Annotated in this window: 16 protein-coding genes and 1 riboswitch; of the genes, 10 read left to right on the top strand and 6 right to left on the bottom strand. The window is 73.1% G+C overall.

The window, feature by feature from the left end:
* Positions 1-115: 115 nt before the first annotated feature.
* The 5 genes from IF29_RS0107290 (at position 116) to IF29_RS0107270 (ending at position 6,243) form a co-directional block, all read left to right on the top strand.
* Positions 116-787 (top strand): class I SAM-dependent methyltransferase, encoded by a 672-nt coding sequence (locus IF29_RS0107290; protein WP_051724976.1) that lies wholly within the window; start codon positions 116-118, stop codon positions 785-787.
* Between the two features lie 141 nt (positions 788-928).
* Positions 929-2,632 carry a hypothetical protein gene (locus IF29_RS0107285; RefSeq protein ID WP_030251234.1) on the top strand — a complete coding sequence of 568 codons (1,704 nt, stop codon included), beginning with the start codon at positions 929-931 and terminating at the stop codon, positions 2,630-2,632.
* Positions 2,622-3,686, top strand: coding sequence for an N-acetylmuramoyl-L-alanine amidase (locus IF29_RS0107280; RefSeq protein ID WP_232242048.1), 1,065 nt, complete (start codon positions 2,622-2,624; stop codon positions 3,684-3,686). The genes IF29_RS0107285 and IF29_RS0107280 overlap by 11 nt, the downstream gene beginning before the upstream one ends.
* A gap of 176 nt (positions 3,687-3,862) precedes the next feature.
* The gene (locus tag IF29_RS43265; protein ID WP_157623634.1) at positions 3,863-5,050 is read left to right on the top strand and encodes a hypothetical protein; all 1,188 of its coding nucleotides are present in this window, start codon (positions 3,863-3,865) and stop codon (positions 5,048-5,050) included.
* A 176-nt stretch (positions 5,051-5,226) separates the two neighbouring features.
* Positions 5,227-6,243, top strand: a complete 1,017-nt coding sequence (locus IF29_RS0107270; protein ID WP_030251228.1) for an LLM class F420-dependent oxidoreductase — start codon at positions 5,227-5,229, stop codon at positions 6,241-6,243.
* Between the two features lie 7 nt (positions 6,244-6,250).
* Here IF29_RS0107270 and IF29_RS0107265 read toward each other — a convergent pair whose 3' ends face one another.
* Complete coding sequence (locus IF29_RS0107265; protein WP_030251227.1) at positions 6,251-7,030, bottom strand: maleylpyruvate isomerase family mycothiol-dependent enzyme; 780 nt, start codon at positions 7,028-7,030, stop codon at positions 6,251-6,253.
* 80 nt (positions 7,031-7,110) lie between these two features.
* On the opposite strand from IF29_RS0107265, the gene IF29_RS0107260 reads away from it, so the two are divergent.
* Positions 7,111-7,389 (top strand): hypothetical protein, encoded by a 279-nt coding sequence (locus IF29_RS0107260; protein WP_030251225.1) that lies wholly within the window; start codon positions 7,111-7,113, stop codon positions 7,387-7,389.
* 28 nt (positions 7,390-7,417) lie between these two features.
* Here the strand turns inward: IF29_RS0107260 and IF29_RS0107255 are convergent, their stop codons facing one another.
* The 3 genes from IF29_RS0107255 to IF29_RS0107245 all read right to left on the bottom strand — a co-directional run bounded on the left by IF29_RS0107255 (position 7,418) and on the right by IF29_RS0107245 (position 10,734).
* Positions 7,418-8,503 (bottom strand): prenyltransferase/squalene oxidase repeat-containing protein, encoded by a 1,086-nt coding sequence (locus IF29_RS0107255; protein WP_030251223.1) that lies wholly within the window; start codon positions 8,501-8,503, stop codon positions 7,418-7,420.
* A complete protein-coding gene (locus IF29_RS0107250; RefSeq protein ID WP_037594451.1) occupies positions 8,500-9,252 on the bottom strand; it encodes a class I SAM-dependent methyltransferase in 753 nt (250 codons plus the stop codon). The genes IF29_RS0107255 and IF29_RS0107250 overlap by 4 nt, the downstream gene beginning before the upstream one ends.
* A gap of 144 nt (positions 9,253-9,396) precedes the next feature.
* Positions 9,397-10,734, bottom strand: coding sequence for a glycosyltransferase family 4 protein (locus IF29_RS0107245; protein ID WP_037594450.1), 1,338 nt, complete (start codon positions 10,732-10,734; stop codon positions 9,397-9,399).
* Positions 10,735-10,959: 225 nt separating this feature from the next.
* Here IF29_RS0107245 and IF29_RS0107240 point away from each other — a divergent pair, with 225 nt between their 5' ends.
* Complete coding sequence (locus IF29_RS0107240) at positions 10,960-11,556, top strand: TetR family transcriptional regulator (protein ID WP_030251215.1); 597 nt, start codon at positions 10,960-10,962, stop codon at positions 11,554-11,556.
* Between the two features lie 143 nt (positions 11,557-11,699).
* On the opposite strand, the gene IF29_RS0107235 is transcribed toward IF29_RS0107240, so the two are convergent.
* Both IF29_RS0107235 and IF29_RS0107230 read right to left on the bottom strand, forming a co-directional pair.
* Entirely contained in the window at positions 11,700-11,930 is a 231-nt protein-coding gene (locus IF29_RS0107235; protein ID WP_030251213.1) for a ferredoxin, read from the bottom strand.
* Entirely contained in the window at positions 11,930-13,432 is a 1,503-nt protein-coding gene (locus IF29_RS0107230; RefSeq protein WP_030251210.1) for an aldehyde dehydrogenase, read from the bottom strand. The genes IF29_RS0107235 and IF29_RS0107230 overlap by 1 nt, the downstream gene beginning before the upstream one ends.
* A 189-nt stretch (positions 13,433-13,621) precedes the next feature.
* Between IF29_RS0107230 and IF29_RS0107225 the strand changes: the two genes are divergently transcribed.
* The 3 genes from IF29_RS0107225 to IF29_RS0107215 all read left to right on the top strand — a co-directional run bounded on the left by IF29_RS0107225 (position 13,622) and on the right by IF29_RS0107215 (position 16,858).
* Positions 13,622-14,677, top strand: a complete 1,056-nt coding sequence (locus IF29_RS0107225; protein WP_030251207.1) for an MBL fold metallo-hydrolase — start codon at positions 13,622-13,624, stop codon at positions 14,675-14,677.
* Positions 14,678-14,754: 77 nt separating this feature from the next.
* Positions 14,755-14,862, top strand: a riboswitch (cobalamin riboswitch).
* 44 nt (positions 14,863-14,906) lie between these two features.
* The gene (locus IF29_RS0107220; protein WP_030251204.1) at positions 14,907-16,184 is read left to right on the top strand and encodes a prenyltransferase/squalene oxidase repeat-containing protein; all 1,278 of its coding nucleotides are present in this window, start codon (positions 14,907-14,909) and stop codon (positions 16,182-16,184) included.
* A complete protein-coding gene (locus IF29_RS0107215; protein ID WP_030251202.1) occupies positions 16,181-16,858 on the top strand; it encodes an SCO2322 family protein in 678 nt (225 codons plus the stop codon). Before IF29_RS0107220 ends, IF29_RS0107215 begins: the two co-directional genes overlap by 4 nt.
* The last annotated feature ends 3 nt before the right edge of the window (positions 16,859-16,861 follow it).

Genomic DNA, 16,861 nt, shown 5'->3' with positions numbered 1-16,861 from the left:
CCCGCAGAACCGGAACGTCTGCAGCCGTCGAACCGGTAACCGTCCCCCGCGGACCGTCCAGTAGTGTCCACTCCGGAACGCGGAACGCAGGAAGTCACAGGCAGGAGCGGCGAGCATGACGGACACCGACACGGCGGCCAGTAGCGGCGCGACCTCAGCCGATGCGCCCTCTGCCGGAGTGCTCGCGGCGTTCGAGGCGGCGACCGGGTTCATGCCGGTGGACGAGGGGCTGGCCCTCTACGGCGTGGCGGCCGAGGCCGCTGCCCGGACCGGGTTGCCGTTGCTGGAGGTGGGGACGTACTGCGGGCGCTCCACCATCCTGCTCGCCGATGCCGCTCGACGGGCGGGCGTGGTCGCGCTGACCGTCGACCATCACCGCGGCTCCGAGGAGCAGCAGCCCGGCTGGGAGTACCACGACACCTCGCTGGTCGACCCCGAGGTCGGGCGGATGGACACTCTGCCCCGGTTCCGCCGGACCCTGCACGCGGCCGGTCTCGAGGACCATGTGATCGCCCTGGTGGGCCGGTCGCCGCAGGTGGCGGCCGTGTGGGGGACGCCGCTGGGGCTGGTGTTCATCGACGGCGGTCACACCGACGAGCACGCCACCGGCGACTACGAGGGCTGGACGCCGCATCTGGCCCCGGGCGGGCTGCTGGTGGTCCACGACGTGTTCCCCGATCCGGCCGACGGCGGCCAGGCCCCGTACCGGGTGTACCTGCGTGCGCTCGCCGAGGGCTTCGTCGAGGTCTCGGTGACGGGCTCGCTGCGGGTGCTGCGGCGGGGGTAGCGGTACCGGCGCACGGCGCGGGCCAGGGTACCCGCCCGTCCCGCACCGGCACTGATCACGGACAAGCTCCGCACCTCGGAGGCCGCCTTCGGTACGGTTGCGGGAACAGTCACGCATGCGGGAGGCGGGGAGGGACCGGCAATGGCCGAACCGGAGGAGACCGCGCCCGCGGTATGGGACCCCACAGCCAGGAACGGCGCGGGGGGCTGGGTACGCCGCCGCGACCCGAAGACAGCCGCGATGTGGCAGAGGCAGGAGCCCCCGGAGGGCCCGGAGAATCCGGCAACGCCGGAGACGCCGGAGTCTCCGGCGAGCCCGGAGTCCGCGCAGGGCCCGGAGGGCCGGCCGCAGGGCGCCGGGTCCGCGGACGACCCGCGGGCGGCCTCCGACCTGTCGCCTCCGCCTGTTCCGCCGGTCCCTTCGGCCCCACCGACCCTTCCGCTCCAGTCGACCCTTCCGACCCGGCCGACAGTCGCCGGCGGCTCCGGCTCGGGCGGCCCCACCAGCCCCGCCCCCGCCGTCCCGGCCCCGGCCTCCGACGATGCGCCGACCTCGGTCATTCCCCCGGTCCCGCCCGCGCAGCCGAATGTGCCGTCGCCGCAGTCGCCGCCGACGCAGTCCGACCCGGCGGCGGGCCGCCCCTACGTCCCCACGGCCAAGGACCTCCCGAAGGTCACCGAGCCTCAGGCGCAGCAGGCGTCCCGGCCTCCCCAGCTGCCCCAGGCGCCCCGGACGCCGCCGCCCGCCCCCCAAGCGCCCCCGACCGCGCCCGGGGCCCGATACGGCTACCCGCAGCCGGGACAGGGCTCGCCGAGCTACGGCGCTCCCGGCTACGGCGCACCGGGCTACCGCGCGCCGGGAGCCCCGGCCGGCCCGTCCTACGGCCCGCCGCCCGGCAGCCCCCCGGCCTCCTACCAGGGCCAGGGCCAAGGTGCGACGATGCCCGGCCAGGGGTACGGACCGGGCTACGGCCAAGGTCCGGGCCCCGGCCCGCGCCAGCAGCCCGGTCAGCCTCCGCTCTACCCGCTCCAACCGCAGCACCAGCAGTTCGGTCAGCCGCCCGCCTATCCCGGTGGCCCCAGTGGCCCCAACGGCCCCGAGGACCCCGGCGGCGGTGACGGCGGCCGCAGAAACCTTCCGCTGCTGATCGCCCTGGTCGTCGTGGTCGCCGCGCTGCTGGGCGTCGGCGTGGTCTGGGGCCTCGGCCTGACCAAGGACAACAAGCAGGCCTCGGGCCACACCTCCACGCCACCGGTGGCGACCACCGGCGCCACCCCGTCCGGGTCGTCCGCCGGTTCGCCCTCGGACAGCGCCAATCCCTCGGACTCGGCCTCCGCCTCGGCGAGCGCGTCCGCGAGCCCATCGGCGAGCGACACGGCGCAGGCACGGTCCCAGGCCGCTGCCGTCGACCAGTTGCTCTCCACCTCGGCGAGCTCCCGCTCGCAGGTCGCCAACGCCGTCCAGGCGGTCGACAACTGCACCGACTCCGGTGCGGTCTCCAATGCGCAGAGCGTGCTGAACCAGGCCGCGCAGGCCAGGCAGTCGCTCTCCCAGCAGGCGGCCTCGCTCGACGTGTCGCAGCTCCCGGCCGGAGCCGCGGCCGCGTTGCAGACACTGAGCCGCGCCTGGTCCGAGTCGGCTGCGGCCGACACCGACTTCGCCAACTGGGCGGGAGCGATGGCCAACGGCGGCTGCACCCCCGGCAACTCCCCGCACAATGCCGATTGGAACAACGGTTTGAGTCAGAGCACCTCCGCCACCACCGACAAGAAGAGCTTCGTCGCGGCCTGGAATCCGATCGCGACGCAGTACGGCCTGGCGACAAGGACAGACGGTGAGATCTGAACACCCGCTGGACCGTTACGACGTCCCAGAGCAGCGCCGCCGCCGAGGCCGGGCAGCGACCACCGCCGTGGTGCTGGCCGCCCTGGTGCCGCTGGGGTTCGCCGGCTGGCTGGGCTGGAAGGCCGTAGCCGGACCGCAGGACAGCGGGCACAGCGTGGCGGTGGGCGGCGGCCCCGGCCCCGGCCTCGCCACCGTCGACGCGGGAGCGCAGCCCGGGGGTTCGTCCTCCCCGGCGGCCGGCTCCGGGAACGCCGGGGTGTCCTCCTCGCATCCGACCGCCACCCGCTCCCCCGCCTCGAAGTCGACCTCGGCAGCGAGCTCGGCCTCGGCGTCGAGTTCCGCCGCGGGCAAGGCCCCGGCGGTATCCGCCGGGCACCCCCTGGCGGGGAAGACCGTGGTGATCGACCCGGGCCACAACCCCGACAACGGCAGGTACGCGACCGAGATCAACAAGCTGGTCCAGATCGGCAACGGCACGACCAACTGCGACACCACCGGGACCGAGACCAACGCCGGCTACCTGGAGGCGGACTTCACCCTGGACGTGGCCCGGCGGGCCCGCACCCTGCTGGAGGCCGAGGGCGCCAAGGTGGTGTTCACCCAGGACGGCGACCGCGCCTGGGGACCGTGCGTCACCGAGCGCGCCGCCATCGGCAACGCCGCCCACGCCGATGCGGCGATCTCCATCCACGGCGACGGCGCCGGGGCGAGCGACCACGGCTTCCACGTGATCCTCCCGGCCGCAGTGGACGAGGGCGCCGCAGACAACCGCGCCATCGTCGCCCCCTCCCGCTCGCTGGGCCTCGACGTGCGCTCGGCGTTCCACAGCGTGACCGGCGAGCCCTTCGCCAACTACATCAGCGACGGGTCCGGCCTGGACGTGCGCAGCGACCTGGGCGGCCTGAACCTGTCGACCGTGCCCAAGGTCTTCATCGAGTGCGGCAACATGCGCAACGCCACCGACGCGAAGGAGATGACCAGCGCGTCCTGGCGGCAGCTGGCCGCACAGGGGGTCGTCAACGGGATCACCACCTTCCTGAAGAGCGGCAACTGACGGACCGTCCGCCGCGTGCCGCAGCCCGTCGGCGGCGTCGGCAGCGCCGTCACCGGCAGCGACTTTGACGCGCACACGAAACCGGAATGATCCAGACGTCTCCGTTCAAAGCCCGAGCACCGTACGCTATGGGCGGTCCAAGCTTCCGCCCCACCAATCACGAGAGGGCTCTCACGGTGAACCCCAGAACCGTCACCAGGGGAGACGCGGCGCTCGCGGCTGCGGCGCTCCTGTTGCTGATCTCCTCGTTCCTGCCCTACTACAGCGCAGACTGCGGTTCCACCGGCAGCTGCACCGCCAACGCCTGGCACGGCAGCTTCTTCCCGCTGCTGCCCGCAGTGTTCTTCCTCGGCGTGATCGGCGCAGCGCTGGTACTGGTCGGCCGGCTGGCGCCGCAGGCTCCCAAGGTCGCAGGAATCGAACTGGCGCACTGGGGCACGGTCCTGACCGTCGCATCGCTGTGGTCCTCGCTGTGGTCGCTGTTCTCCACCCCGTCCCCGCTGCTCAGTCACTCGTTCGGGGCCTATCTCGGCTTCCTGTTCGCCCTGCTGACGGCGGGCGCCGCGATCGCGACGCCGCTGCTGCCCGCACTGGCCGCCCCGCTGACCGCCGCGTCGCCGACGGGTCCGCAGCAGATGACCGGCCCCGGCGGCTACCCGACGTACGGTCAGCCTGGTCAGCCCGGGCAGGTCGGACATCCCGGTCAGCCCGGTCAGCAGCCCTACCAGCCGCAGCCCGCGCAGCAGTTCCACCACGGCCAGCCGGTGCAGCAGGCCCAGCCGGGACAGCCCTTCAGCGGACCGGTCGCCCCCGCGCCCGGCCCCAACCCGGCCCAGGCGTACCAGCCGCAGCCCAGCGGCTACGGCTACCCGCAGCCCGCCGCGGCAGCAGCCCCGGCGCCCGCGCCGTCCCCCGCACCCGCTCCCGCACCGGCTCCCGCCGCGACCCCGCAGGACGCCCCGCCCCGCGAGCGCGAGGACAGTGCGACGGCGCTGCTCACCCCGGTGGTGAAGCCGCAGTCCTCCGCCGCCGCGGAGGAGCAGGCCGCAGCGGAGACGCCCGCCGCAGCTGCTGCGGCAGGAGCAGCGGCCCAGCCGCACAGTCTGGAGAAGGGCGCGGAGCAGCCGGAGCCCGCACCGGCGGCGGAGAACCCGGCCGCCCCGGCGTTCGCGCCGTTCTGGTTCGCCGTGCCGGCGCCCCGCTCGCTGGCTCCGGAGGGCGACTCCGGTGGTCCCTCGGTCGGGGAACTCGTCCCCGGCACCTGGTACCTGGCCATCGCGCAGCGCGGTGACGCCCTGCTGACCCAGACCCAGGAGGGCAAGCGCGGGCTGCTCTCGGACACCTCGGGCATCCAGCGCGGCTGACCACGCGCCGCGCACAGCGCGGCGGCAGCCGTAGCCGCAACCGACACGGGCGCGGGCCGGGACAGTACCCACTGTCCCGGCCCGCGCCCGTTGTGGCCTCACGTCCCGCGCCCTACGCTCACCCCCAAGCAGAACTGACGGTCCATCAGATAACGGATACCTTGGGGGTCCCCACCATGCGCCTCGGGCTCGCACTCGGCTACTGGGGCGCCGCCCCCTCCCCCGGCTTCGTCGACCTCGCCGTCGAGGCCGAGAGCCTCGGCTACCACAGCGTCTGGACGGCGGAGGCCTGGGGCTCCGACGCCTTCACCCCGCTCACCTGGATCGCCGCCCGCACCAGCCGGATCCTGCTGGGCACCGGGATCGCGCAGATGGCGGCCCGCACCCCGACCGCGACCGCGATGCACGCGATGACTCTGGACCACCTCTCCGGCGGCCGGCTGCTGCTCGGCCTCGGGCTGTCCGGACCGCAGGTCGTCGAGGGCTGGTACGGGCGGCCGTTCCCCCGCTCCCCGCTGACCGCCGTCCGCGAGTACGTGGACGTGGTCCGCCAGGTGCTGCGCCGCGAGAAGCCGGTCACCCTGGACGGCGCCTACCATCCACTCCCCTATCCGGGCCCCGACGGGACCGGCCTCGGCAAGCCGCTGAAGCCGATCCTGCACCCGCTCCGCGCCGACCTGCCGATCCTGCTGGGTGCGGAGGGCCCGAAGAACGTCGCCCAGACGGTCCGCATCGCCGACGGCTGGCTGCCGCTCTACTTCTCCCCCACCCCCGGACGCGCCGACCTCTACGCAGAAGCGCTCGCCCCGGCCCGGCCCGGCTTCACCGTCGCACCCCTGGTCCATGCCCGGGTCTGCGAGGACGTCGCCGAGGGCCTGGCCCCGATCCAGGCCATGCTGGGCTTCTACGTCGGCGGGATGGGGGCACGCGGCCGCAACTTCCACGCCGACCTGATGGCCAGGATGGGCTACGAGGCCGAGGCCCACCGGATCCAGGAACTCTTCCTGGCCGGCCGGCAGGCCGAAGCCGTGGCCACCGTCCCGGCCGCCTTCGCCGACGAGATCTCCCTGGTCGGACCCCGGGCCCGGATCGCCGACCGGCTCCAGGCCTGGGAGGCGAGCCCGGTCACCGACCTGCTGGTCACCACCCGCGACCCGCTGACCCTGCGCACCCTCGCCGAACTGGTGCTCTGACGAAGCGTCAGTCCAGGGTCAGCCCTTCGAGCCAGAGCGCCACCGCATGGTGGTCGCCGATCACCTGGAGGTCGTTCCTGCCGTCCGGCAGCCGCTTGTTGAGCAGCAGCATCAGCTCCTCGGCGGATCCGCGCACGGCGGCATCGCCCTTGGCGTGCCCCTCCTCGTAGGCGAAGCCCTCCGGCAGCTGGGCGCGCCGCAGCAGCCACTCCCCTCGCACATCGGTGCAGTGCAGGTGCAGGGTGCCGCCATCGCCCCGCAGCCGGCCCCGATTGGGGAACGCCCTGGAGGCAGGGGCCGCGGCGTTGTGCAGCAGCTCGTCGATGTTGTCGGCGGCCAGCTCGGCATCGATCCGCCCCGGCCGTCCGTCGACCGCGAGTTCGGCGTCGATCCGGTGGACCAGCGTCTCGTGGGCCATCCGCCGGCCCCACCAGCCGGTGCTGAACTCCCCGGCCCAGCCCCACACCTCCAGCCCGGTCCCGACCTCGCGCAGCACCGCGGCCACCGCCGACGCTCCGCGCAGCAGCCATTCGGCCTGCCCCGCGGGGTCGGTGGGGATCGCCGCGTCGGGAAGCGCGTCCCAGCCGACCCTCTCCTGGGAGCGGGTGGTGACGATCTGGTTCACCCAGCGGTGCACACGGCCCAGGTGGGCGCAGAGGTCCGCCAGTTGCCAATCCGGGCAGCTCGGCACCTCGGCCTCGGGGTCGCCGGCGGCCACCATCTCGGCGAAACGCCTCGCGTCCGCCTTCACCCGATCCAGGTACTGCTCGTGTCCGAGCCAGGCCATCGCAGGTCACGCCCCCTTCTGGAAACTTCTTCCGACTGCGTGGAAGTTAGCATCCTGCGGGGCGGGGCAGGCGACAGCACATGAGTGGACTCATTCGCCTGATCGGACTCGCCCTTTATATAGGGGCGTTGATCCTCGTCATCTGGTTCCTGCTGTACCTCTTCGACGCGAACACCGGCAACACGGTGGTCAACTGGTTCCGTGAGGCAGCAGACTGGCTCGCCACCTGGTCCCGCAACATCTTCAACAACAACGGCATCCACAACAGCAAGCTGCGCGCCCTGCTGATCTTCGGCCTCCCGGCCCTGGTCTACGGAGCCGTCGGCAACGCTCTCGGCCGCACCGGCTCCCGCGAGTAGGCGGAATCCGAACAGCATTGACGTAGCGTCAGCAGTCCTGCGGCGCGCAGCACTCGTCGGCCAGTCCGGTCGGCAGCCGCGCGCCGCCGAACACGGTCGCGGTGGCCTCGTCCCCGCCGAGGGCCGCCACGGCCAGCAGCAGCGCGCCCGCGGTCCAGGTGGTGCGCTCCTCGGGCCAGACCGCGTCGTCCTCGAAGACGTAGCCGGTCCAGTAGCCGCCGTCGCGGTGGCGCAGGTGCTGGATCGAGCGGAGTATCTCGACGGCGCGGTCCGACTCGCCGATCGCCCAGAGCGCCAGGGCCAGTTCGGCGCTCTCGCCGCCGGTGACCCAGGGCCGGTCCGAGACGCAGCGGACGCCCAGCCCCGGCACCACGAAGCGGTTCCAGTCGCGTTCGATCCGCTCCTGCGCGGCCGCTCCGCGCAGCGCCGTCCCCAGCACCGGGTAGTACCAGTCCATCGAGTAGCGGTCCTTGTCCAGGAACGCCTCCGGGTGGCCGGTGACCGCGTGGCCGAGCCGGCCCGCGGCCAACTCCCAGTCGGGCTGCGGCTCCTCCAGGCAGTCGGCGATGGCCAGCGCACAGCGCAGCGCGTGGTGGACGCTGGAGCAGCCGGTGAGCAGCGCCTCGTCGGGCGCGCTGCCGTCCTCGTCCCGGCGCCAGGCGACGGTGCCGTCGGGCCGCTGCAGGTCGAGCACGAACTCGACGGCGCGGACGACGGTGGGCCAGACCTCCTCCAGGAAGGTGTCGTCGCCGGTGGCCAGGTGGTGGTGCCAGACGCCGACGGCGATGTAGGCGCAGAAGTTGGACTCCCGGTTGCGGTCCGTCACCGCTCCGTCCGTGTAGGCGGAGTACCAGGAGCCGTCCGGGTTCTGATGCTTCATCAGCCAGCGGTAGGCGGCCTCGGCGGCGGCGTGCTCGCCGGCCACGTCCAGGGCCATGGCGGCCTCGGTGTGGTCCCAGGGGTCGAGGTGGCCCCCGGCGAACCAGGGGATGCCGCCGTCGGCGCGCTGGTCGGCGAGGATGCTGCCGACCGTGGCGGCGGCCTGCTCGGCGTCCAGCACGCCCGGCAGGACCAGGACGTCCGGAACTGCGACGGGCCCGGACCCCGCCGTCATCCGAGCTGCTCCGCGAGCGAGGCGGTGTCGCGGGGCTTGGTGGCGTAGGCGACGAAGCTCTTGCCGATCAGCGGGTTGAGGGCGCTCTCGGCGGCCCGGGTGAGCTTGCTGATCACCGGGGTGCCGACGATATCCCACACCAGCAGCTGGTGGTAGGCGCGGACCGGCAGCGCCTTGTCGTTGTCGACGCCGACCGCGCACTTGATCCACCAGTACGGCGAGTGCAGCGCATGGGCGTGGTGCTGCCCGTAGGGCTCCAGGCCGGCCTCGCGCATCTTGCCGACCAGCTCGTCGCCGCGGTAGATCCGGATGTGACCGCCCTCGACCTCGTGGTACGCGTCCGAGAGCGCCCAGCAGACCTGCTCGGGGAGCCAGCGCGGCACGGTGATCGCGATGGAGCCGCCGGGCTTGAGCACCCGGACCATCTCGGCGAGCACCCCCTTGTCGTCCGGGATGTGCTCCATCACCTCGGAGATGATGACCTTGTCGAAGCTGTCGTCGGGGAACGGCAGCGCCAGCGCGTCGCCCTCCATCGCCACGGCCGAGGCACCCGCCGGAGCCTCACCCTCCTGCTCCATGGCCGAGAACCAGCGCTTGACCTCGCGGATCTCCTCCGCGTTGCGGTCCAGGGCGACGACGCGGCCGCCGCGCCGGTAGACCTCGAAGGCGTGCCGGCCGCCACCGCAGCCGAGGTCGAGCACCCGGTCGCCGGGGGCGATCGGGAAGCGGGAGAAGTCGACGGTCAGCACGGTCGCAGGGCTCCATTCGCGTCGTCGACGCCGGCCGCTTCGGGCAGCGGGCGTCAGTCACGTGGAAAGACGAGGGGAAGGTCAGGGCGGAAGGTCGGAGCGGAGGTTCGGAGCGGGGGTCAGGGGCGTCGGACCAGCCGCCGACTACACGTACCTCCAGCCGTCGCCGGCCCGGGCGCGTTGCCCGGCCCCGGTGGCGATGGCCTCGCGGTAGCGCTCCGCGGTGAGCTCGGCGGCGCGCTCCCAGGTGAACCTGGCCAGCACCCGCTCGCGTCCGGCGGCCCCGATCCTGGCCCGCAGGTCGGGATCGTCCAGCAGCCGGCCCAGCGCCACCGCGAGCGCTCCGGCGTCGCCCGGGGGCACCGCCAGGCAGGTCTCGCCGTCGGCGCCGGCCACCTCGGGGATCGCGCCGCCGGTGGTGGCGACCAGCGGGGTCCCGGTGGCCATGGCCTCGGCGGCGGGCAGCGAGAAGCCCTCGTAGAGGGAGGGGACGCAGGCGACCTCGGCGCTGCGCACCAGGTCGACGAAGTCACGGTCGTCGATGCCGCCGCGGAACTCCACGGCGCCCTCCAGGCCGAGCCTGCGGATCGCGTCGGCCACCGGGCCGTCCTCGCGCCGCCGGCCGACCACGACCAGATGCGCCTCGCGCTCGGTGCGGACCTTGGCCAGCGCCTCGACCAGATGTATCAGGCCCTTGAGCGGGACGTCCGCGCTGGAGGTGGTGACGATGCGCCCGGGCACCACGGGCACGGACGCGTCCGGCGACCACAGCCGGACGTCGGCGCCGATGGGCACCACATGGACCCGTTCGGGGCGCACGCCCAGGTGCTCGCTGATCTCCCGGGCCGAGCTCTGCGACACCGTCAGCACCGACTCCAGCCGCTGGGCCACCCGCCGCTGCATCCGGGTGAAGCCGTACCAGCGGCGCACCGAGAGCTGCTTGACCAGGCCCTCGGCGGCGGCCAGGTCCAGCTCGCGGTCGACGGTGACCGGGTGGTGGACCGTGGTGACCAGCGGGAAGCCGATGCGCTCCAGGCCGAGCAGCCCGTAGCCGAGGGTCTGGTTGTCGTGCACGACGTCGTAGCGGCCGCGGTGCCGGGCCAGGTGCCGGCGGGCCCGCATGCTGAAGGTCAGCGGCTCGGGGAAGCCTCCGGTGCGCATGGTCGCGTACTCGACCACGTCGGCCACGCTGCGGTACTCGCCGAGGCGGGGGTTGCGGAAGGGGTCGGGCTGCCGGTACAGGTCCAGGCTGGCGATCTCGGTGAAGGAGAGCCGCCCCACGTGGCCGTCCCCGACCTCGTCAAGCACCGGGTACGGCTGGCCGCCGAGCACCTCGACGTCATGGCCGAGGCGGGCCAGCTCCCGGGAGAGGTGGCGGACGTAGACACCCTGCCCACCACAGAAGGGGTTGCCCTTGTAGGAGAGCAACGCGATCCGCAGCGGCCGGTCAGCGGGCGCGAGGCCTCGCACGGCACTGGTCACCTTGGATTCTTCTCCTCTGTCAACGGCTGCCTCGGTCAGGGTAATCTAGAACACGTTCCAATGATGCAGCGTATGGAGTCCCTGAGATTACCGGCCCGTAGCTTTGCGCTCCGGGGCAGGGCTGGTGATTCGCGCCACCCGTGGTGTCTGCGCCATCATTCGGAGCGCTGACGGAACGCTGACGGAACGCCACGAGACGGAACCACACCAGACGGGGTGAGCGACCTGACCACCAATCCCAGGCCGCCGGCCGCGCCGCCGCTCACCGAGCGGCAGGAGGCCCGCCGCCGCCGGATCCTGCACACGGCCGCGCAGCTCGCCTCCCGCGGGGGGTTCGACGCCGTGCAGATGCGCGAGGTCGCCGAGAGCTCCGGCGTCGCCCTGGGCACGCTGTACCGCTACTTCCCCTCCAAGGTGCACCTGCTGGTCGCGACCATGCAGGACCAGCTCCAGCTGATGCAGTCGCAGCTGCGCAAGCACCCGCCCTCGGCCACCGACCCGGGCGCCCGGGTGACCGAGACCCTGATGGGCACCTTCCGCGGGCTGCAGCGCGAGCCGCAGTTGGCCGAGGCCATGGTGCGGGCGCTGACCTTCGCCGACCGCTCGGTGAGCGCGGAGGTGGACCAGGTCAGCCGGCTCACCGCGGTGCTGATCACCGAGGCCATGGCGCTGGACCACCCGCTGAGCCGGGACCAGCTGGCCGCGGTGCGGGTGATCGAGCACACGTGGCACTCGGCGCTGGTCACCTGGCTCAGCGGGCGCGCGTCCATCGCGCAGGTGCGAATCGATCTGGAGACGGCCTGCAAGCTCCTTGCAGAGTAGGTGCAGCACTTGCAGGGCTGGTCGCGCAGTTCCCCGCGCCCCTGGGGGCTGCAACTTCCCCACAGCGGTTCAGTTGCAGCCCCATAGGGGCGCGGGGAACTGCGCGCCCAACCCCCTACGGTCCGCACCCGAAGAACAGACCGTCAATCCGGCGGAAAAACGGGTTCACTACTCCCGGCCAGCCGCAGGCGAATGGCCTCGACGGGACAGCTCTCCGCCGCCGCCAGCAAGGACTCGGCGGCGTCCGCCTCGTCCTCGACCGGATGCGACTGCCGCGCCCCGTCCAGCCGGAAGCCGTCCGGCGCGGAGGCGACGCAGAGCCCGGAGCCGATGCACACCGCCCGGTCCACCTCCACCTGCCAGCGGTCCCCCATCAACCCTCCCCGCCCTGCGCAGCCCCGTCCGCAGCCGCCGGCGCCACCGCGCTGTACCCCTGCGGCAGGTGGATCGTCTTGGCCTCCAGGTACGAGTCCAGCCCCTCCGGGCCGAACTCACGCCCGATCCCGGACTGCTTGTAGCCGCCGAAGGGGCCCTTGAAGTCCAGGCTAAAGGTGTTCACCGAGAACGTCCCGGTACGGATCTGCCGCCCCACCTCGATGCCGTGCTCGACGTCCCCGCACCACACCGAGCCGGACAGTCCGTAGTCGGAGTCGTTGGCGATGCGCAGCGCGTCCGCCTCGTCCTCGTACGGGATCAGGCAGACCACCGGGCCGAAGATCTCCTCGCGGGCGACCCGCATCCGGTTGTCCACGCCGCCCAGCAGGGTGGGCTCGACATACCAGCCCTTCGGCTGGGCCGCGGGCACCCCGCCACCGGTGAGCACCTTGGCGCCCTCCTCCTGGCCGATCCGGATGTAGTCCAGGTTGCGCTGCTGCTGACGGCGGGTCACCAGCGGCCCGAGCTGGGTGGCCTCGGCCAGCGGGTCGCCGACGACCAGCGCGTCCACCGCGGCGACCAGTTGCTCGGCGATCTCGTCGTGGCGGGCCCTGGGGGCGAGGATGCGGGTCTGCGCCACGCAGGCCTGGCCGTTGTTCATGTAGGCCGAGCCCATCAGGCTGGCGACGGCGGCCGGTATGTCGGCGTCCGGCAGCAGGATCGCCGCCGACTTCCCGCCCAGCTCCAGGGTGACCCGGGTGAGGTTGCGCGAGGCCACCTCCATGATCCGCTTGCCGGCCGCCACCGAGCCGGTGAAGGAGACCTTGTCCACGCCCTGGTGGTCCACCAGGTACTCGCTGACCTCGCGGTCCGCGGGCAGGATGCTGAGCACCCCCTCCGGCAGCCCGGCCTCGCGGACGATCTCGGCCAGGATGTAGGAGTCCAGCGGGGTCTCCGGCGAGGGCTTGAGGATCACCGGGCAGCCCGCGATCAGCGCCGGGGCCAGCTTGGCGGCGGCGACGAACTGCGGGACGTTCCAGGGCACCACGGCGGCCACCACTCCGACCGGCTCGCGCCGCACCAGGATCGGCCCGAGCACACCGGAGCGGTGCTCCTCGAAGGAGAAGTCCCTGGCGGTGGCGATGGCGGCGTCCCAGATCATCATCGGGCCGTAGGCCTGGGCCAGGATGCTCCACGAGTACGGCGAGCCGTTCTCCGAGCTGATCACCCGGGCGATCTCGTCCGCCCGCGCCGCGATGCCGTCCTTGATCCGCTCGGCGACCGCGAGCCGCTCGGCCAGCGTCATCCTGGGCCAGGGCCCCTCGTCGAAGGCCTTCCGGGCGACGGCGACGGCCCGGTCGACGTCCTCGCGGGAGGCGTGCGGCACCCGGCCGATGACCTCCTCGGTGTGCGGGGAGACCACCTCGATGACGTCACGCCCGGCGGGGGCGACCAGTTCGCCGCCGATGAAGAGTTCGCCGTACTCCACTACCTCGGCCATGCCGTCCTCCGGATCGACGATCAGCGATCAACGCAACGCCCGATGTCCTGACGCCCCGTCACTTATGGCGGTTGATAGAACTGATATCAGTTCTACTTATTGAGGGCAACGGTCGTGCAGTAGGCTGCCCAACTAGTTGCCCTATACATAGAACACGTTCTATACCGTTGGCCCGGAGAGGACGGCAGCATGCCCGCCACCGAGAAGTCCCCGCCCCCGCCGACCCAGGACCTCGGCGGCGGGGTGTGGAGCATCACCGTCCCGATCCCTGACAATCCGCTCCGCTACACCCTGGTCTACCTGCTGGAGAGCGACCGCGGCCCGGTCCTGGTGGACACCGGCTGGGACGACCCCAGCGGACGCGAGGCCCTCGCCGCGGGCATCGCCGCGGCCGGGCACAGCCTCTCCGACGTGCACGGCGTGCTGGTCACCCACCACCACCCGGACCACCACGGCCTCTCCGGCCACGTCCGCGAGCAGTCCGGCGCCTGGATCGGCATGCACGGCGCCGAGGCCGCGATCGTCCGGGCCCTGCACAGCAACAGCTCCGGCCGCTGGATGAGCCGGATGGCCGAGCTGATGCGCGGCTCGGGCGTCCCGCAGGAGCACCTCGACGGCCTCAGCCACTTCGGCAGCGCCGGCGCACCGCTGGCCGACACCCTGCCCGACCGGGAGCTGGTGCACGGCGAGTCGGCCGGAGTGCCCGGACGTGAGCTGCGCGTCATGTGGACCCCCGGGCACACCCCGGGCCATGTCTGCCTCTACCTGGACGAACCGGACCGCCCGACCCGGCTGCTCTCCGGCGACCACCTGCTGCCCACCATCAGCCCGGTGGTCAGCCTCTACCCCGAGACCTCGTATCCCGGGAACGAGGGCGGCGACGACCCCGCCGACCCGCTCGGCGACTTCCTCGACTCCCTGGAACGGATCGCCGCGCTGGCCCCCCGAGAGGTCCTGCCGGCGCACCAGTACCGCTTCGACGACGCACCCGGACGCGTCCGTGAGCTGCTGGACCACCACGCCGTCCGGCTGGCCGACCTGCACGTGCAACTCAAGCACGAGCCACTGACAGTCTGGGAGTGCGCCCAGCGGATGCACTGGAACCGCCCCTGGGCGGAGCTCACCTTCGTCGCCCGCCACCTGGCCCTCTCCGAGGCGGCGGCGCACGTCCGCCGGCTGGTGAAGACCGGGCTGGCGGAGGAGAACGGCTCCGGGGAGCCGCAGCGGTTCGTCGCCACCGGCTGACGGGGTGACGGGGTGACGGCCGGACCGGTCTCACGGTGCGGATACAGTGGCCGCACAACCTGAGTCCGCTCGATCCGCCATGTCTCCATTTGCTTGACCCGCCCCCTGACGGGGGAAGCCGGTGCGATTCCGGCACTGACCCGCAGCCGTACAGTCGGATCACCCGTCAGGAGGCGAGCGGCACCGTCGAGGTCTACGGTCGCCCACCGCTCTCCGAAAGGCTCCACCCATGCCCACCGCCGCCCGCCTGGGCGCCGTCGCGCTGTCCGCCGCCGTCCTCACCGGCACGGCCGCACCCGCGTTCGCCTCCTCGGCAAGCACCGGCGCCAGTCTGAGCGCCAGCCCCAGCGCCAGTCCGGTCAGCATCCCCGTCGGCCTGTACGGCACCAGCGACCCGACCTACGACGGCGTCTGGCGGCAGGGGCTGAGCCTGCTGGCCCTGCACTCCCAGGGGGTCACCCCGGCCGCCTCGGCGGTCGACTGGCTCACCGGCCAGCAGTGCGCGGACGGCGGCTGGCCCTCCTACGACGCCGACCCCGCCAAGGGCTGCGCGGCCGCCACCGAGGACACCAACGCCACCTCCGCCGCGGTCCAGGCGCTGGCCGCCCTCGGCGGCCACGACGACGCCGTGTCCAAGGCCGTGGCCTGGTACCGGAAGGTCCAGAACGCCGACGGCGGCTGGTCCTACAACCCCGGCTCGGCCAGCGACGCCAACTCCACCGGACTGGTCGTCAGCGCGCTCGCGGCGGCCAAGGCCGACCCGGCCTCGGTGGCCAGGGGCGGCAGGACCGCGCTGGACGGTCTGCACGGCTTCCAGCTCGGCTGCTCCGCCGCCGCTGCCGAGCAGGGCGCCTTCGCCTACCAGCCGGACAAGAGCGGCAAGCTGGTGGCCAACGACGCCGCCAGCGCCCAGGCCGCGCTCGCGACCGGCAGCGGCTTCCTCCCGGTGCCGGTCGGCACCGCCGCCGCGTCGACGGCCACGGCTGCCTCCGGGACCACGGCCTGCGCGGACTCCGAGCAGGCCGCCGCCCAGTACCTGGCCCGGCGGCTCGGCTCCGGCCAGGAGCACCTGACCAGCCAGCTCGCCGGCGCCAGTGCCACCCCCGACTACGCGAGTACCGCCTGGGCCGCCCTGTCGCTGGCCGGCACCGGCCACGTGGACCAGGCCAGGAAGGCGGTGGACTGGCTCAGCGCCAACAGCGCGGGCTGGGCCCGGGGAGCGGGTGCCTCCGCCGACGCCGTACTGATCCTCAGCGCCCACGCCACCGGCGTGGACCCGACCCGCTTCGGTGCCGCGAACCTGGTCGCGCAGCTGGAAGCCGCCGGACCGGCCCCGGCCGCCACCGCCGCTGCCGGCCCGACCGCCAGCACCACCGCCGCCTCCACTGCCACCGCCGAGAAGTCCTCCAGTAGTTTCAACCCCTGGTGGCTCATCGGCGTCGGCCTGGTCGCGGGCGCCGGCATCGGCATGTACATCAGCTTCAACCGGAGTAGGCGGCGGGCATGACAGTACGTCGTACCGGCACGGTGGCCGGGCTGCTGGCCACCGTGCTGTTCCTGGTCCTGGCCGCGGTGACCCCCGCCTCCGCCAGCAGCTACCGCTACTGGTCCTTCTGGCAGGGCTCCGCCGGCAGCTGGACCTACCAGCAGTCGGGACCCAACACCTACCGTCCGGCCGACGGCTCGGTCGACGGCTGGCGCTTCGGCATCAGCGTCGACAGCTCCAGCGCGGCCAAGCCCGGCGCGACGCCGGACTTCGCCACGGCCTGCGCCGGCACCCCCGCGGTGAGCGGCAAGAAGCGGGTCGCCGTGGTGATCGACTACGGCGTCGCGGGCGACGTCCCGGCCGGTTCCACGCTGCCCCGCAGCACCCCGTTCACCACCTGCGCGGTGCTGTCCACCGACGCCACCTCGGCCCAGCTGCTGGCCCAGGTCGCGCCCCCGCTGCGGTACGACAGCAACGGCATCCTCTGCGCCATCGGCGGGTACCCGACCACCGGCTGCGGCGAGATCGTCACCGGTACGGCGGCCGGCGGCGCGACCACCGCCGCCCCGAGCGCCACCGGCAAGGCCGCGCCCGCCAAGTCGTCCAAGACCGCCGGCTGGGTCGTCGGCGCCGTACTGCTCGCCGTCCTCGCCGGAGCCGGCTACTGGCAGACCCGCCGCCGCAGGCCGGAGTAGCCC

It is taken from the genome of Streptacidiphilus jeojiense (assembly GCF_000719095.1).
GTDB lineage: Bacteria > Actinomycetota > Actinomycetes > Streptomycetales > Streptomycetaceae > Streptacidiphilus > Streptacidiphilus jeojiensis.
Note: the sequence above shows the minus strand (reverse complement) of the source record. Positions and strands in the feature narration are given on the sequence as shown.

Coding starts and splice junctions, on each gene's coding strand:
- IF29_RS0107235 (WP_030251213.1), bottom strand. CDS start 11,930: ATGGGGGACCGCTGGCAGGTGGAGGTGGACCGGGCGGTGTGCATCGGC.
- IF29_RS0107255 (WP_030251223.1), bottom strand. CDS start 8,503: ATGACGGCGGGGTCCGGGCCCGTCGCAGTTCCGGACGTCCTGGTCCTG.
- IF29_RS0107290 (WP_051724976.1), top strand. CDS start 116: ATGACGGACACCGACACGGCGGCCAGTAGCGGCGCGACCTCAGCCGAT.
- IF29_RS0107270 (WP_030251228.1), top strand. CDS start 5,227: ATGCGCCTCGGGCTCGCACTCGGCTACTGGGGCGCCGCCCCCTCCCCC.
- IF29_RS0107265 (WP_030251227.1), bottom strand. CDS start 7,030: ATGGCCTGGCTCGGACACGAGCAGTACCTGGATCGGGTGAAGGCGGAC.
- IF29_RS0107215 (WP_030251202.1), top strand. CDS start 16,181: ATGACAGTACGTCGTACCGGCACGGTGGCCGGGCTGCTGGCCACCGTG.
- IF29_RS0107220 (WP_030251204.1), top strand. CDS start 14,907: ATGCCCACCGCCGCCCGCCTGGGCGCCGTCGCGCTGTCCGCCGCCGTC.
- IF29_RS0107285 (WP_030251234.1), top strand. CDS start 929: ATGGCCGAACCGGAGGAGACCGCGCCCGCGGTATGGGACCCCACAGCC.
- IF29_RS0107230 (WP_030251210.1), bottom strand. CDS start 13,432: ATGGCCGAGGTAGTGGAGTACGGCGAACTCTTCATCGGCGGCGAACTG.
- IF29_RS0107260 (WP_030251225.1), top strand. CDS start 7,111: ATGAGTGGACTCATTCGCCTGATCGGACTCGCCCTTTATATAGGGGCG.
- IF29_RS0107225 (WP_030251207.1), top strand. CDS start 13,622: ATGCCCGCCACCGAGAAGTCCCCGCCCCCGCCGACCCAGGACCTCGGC.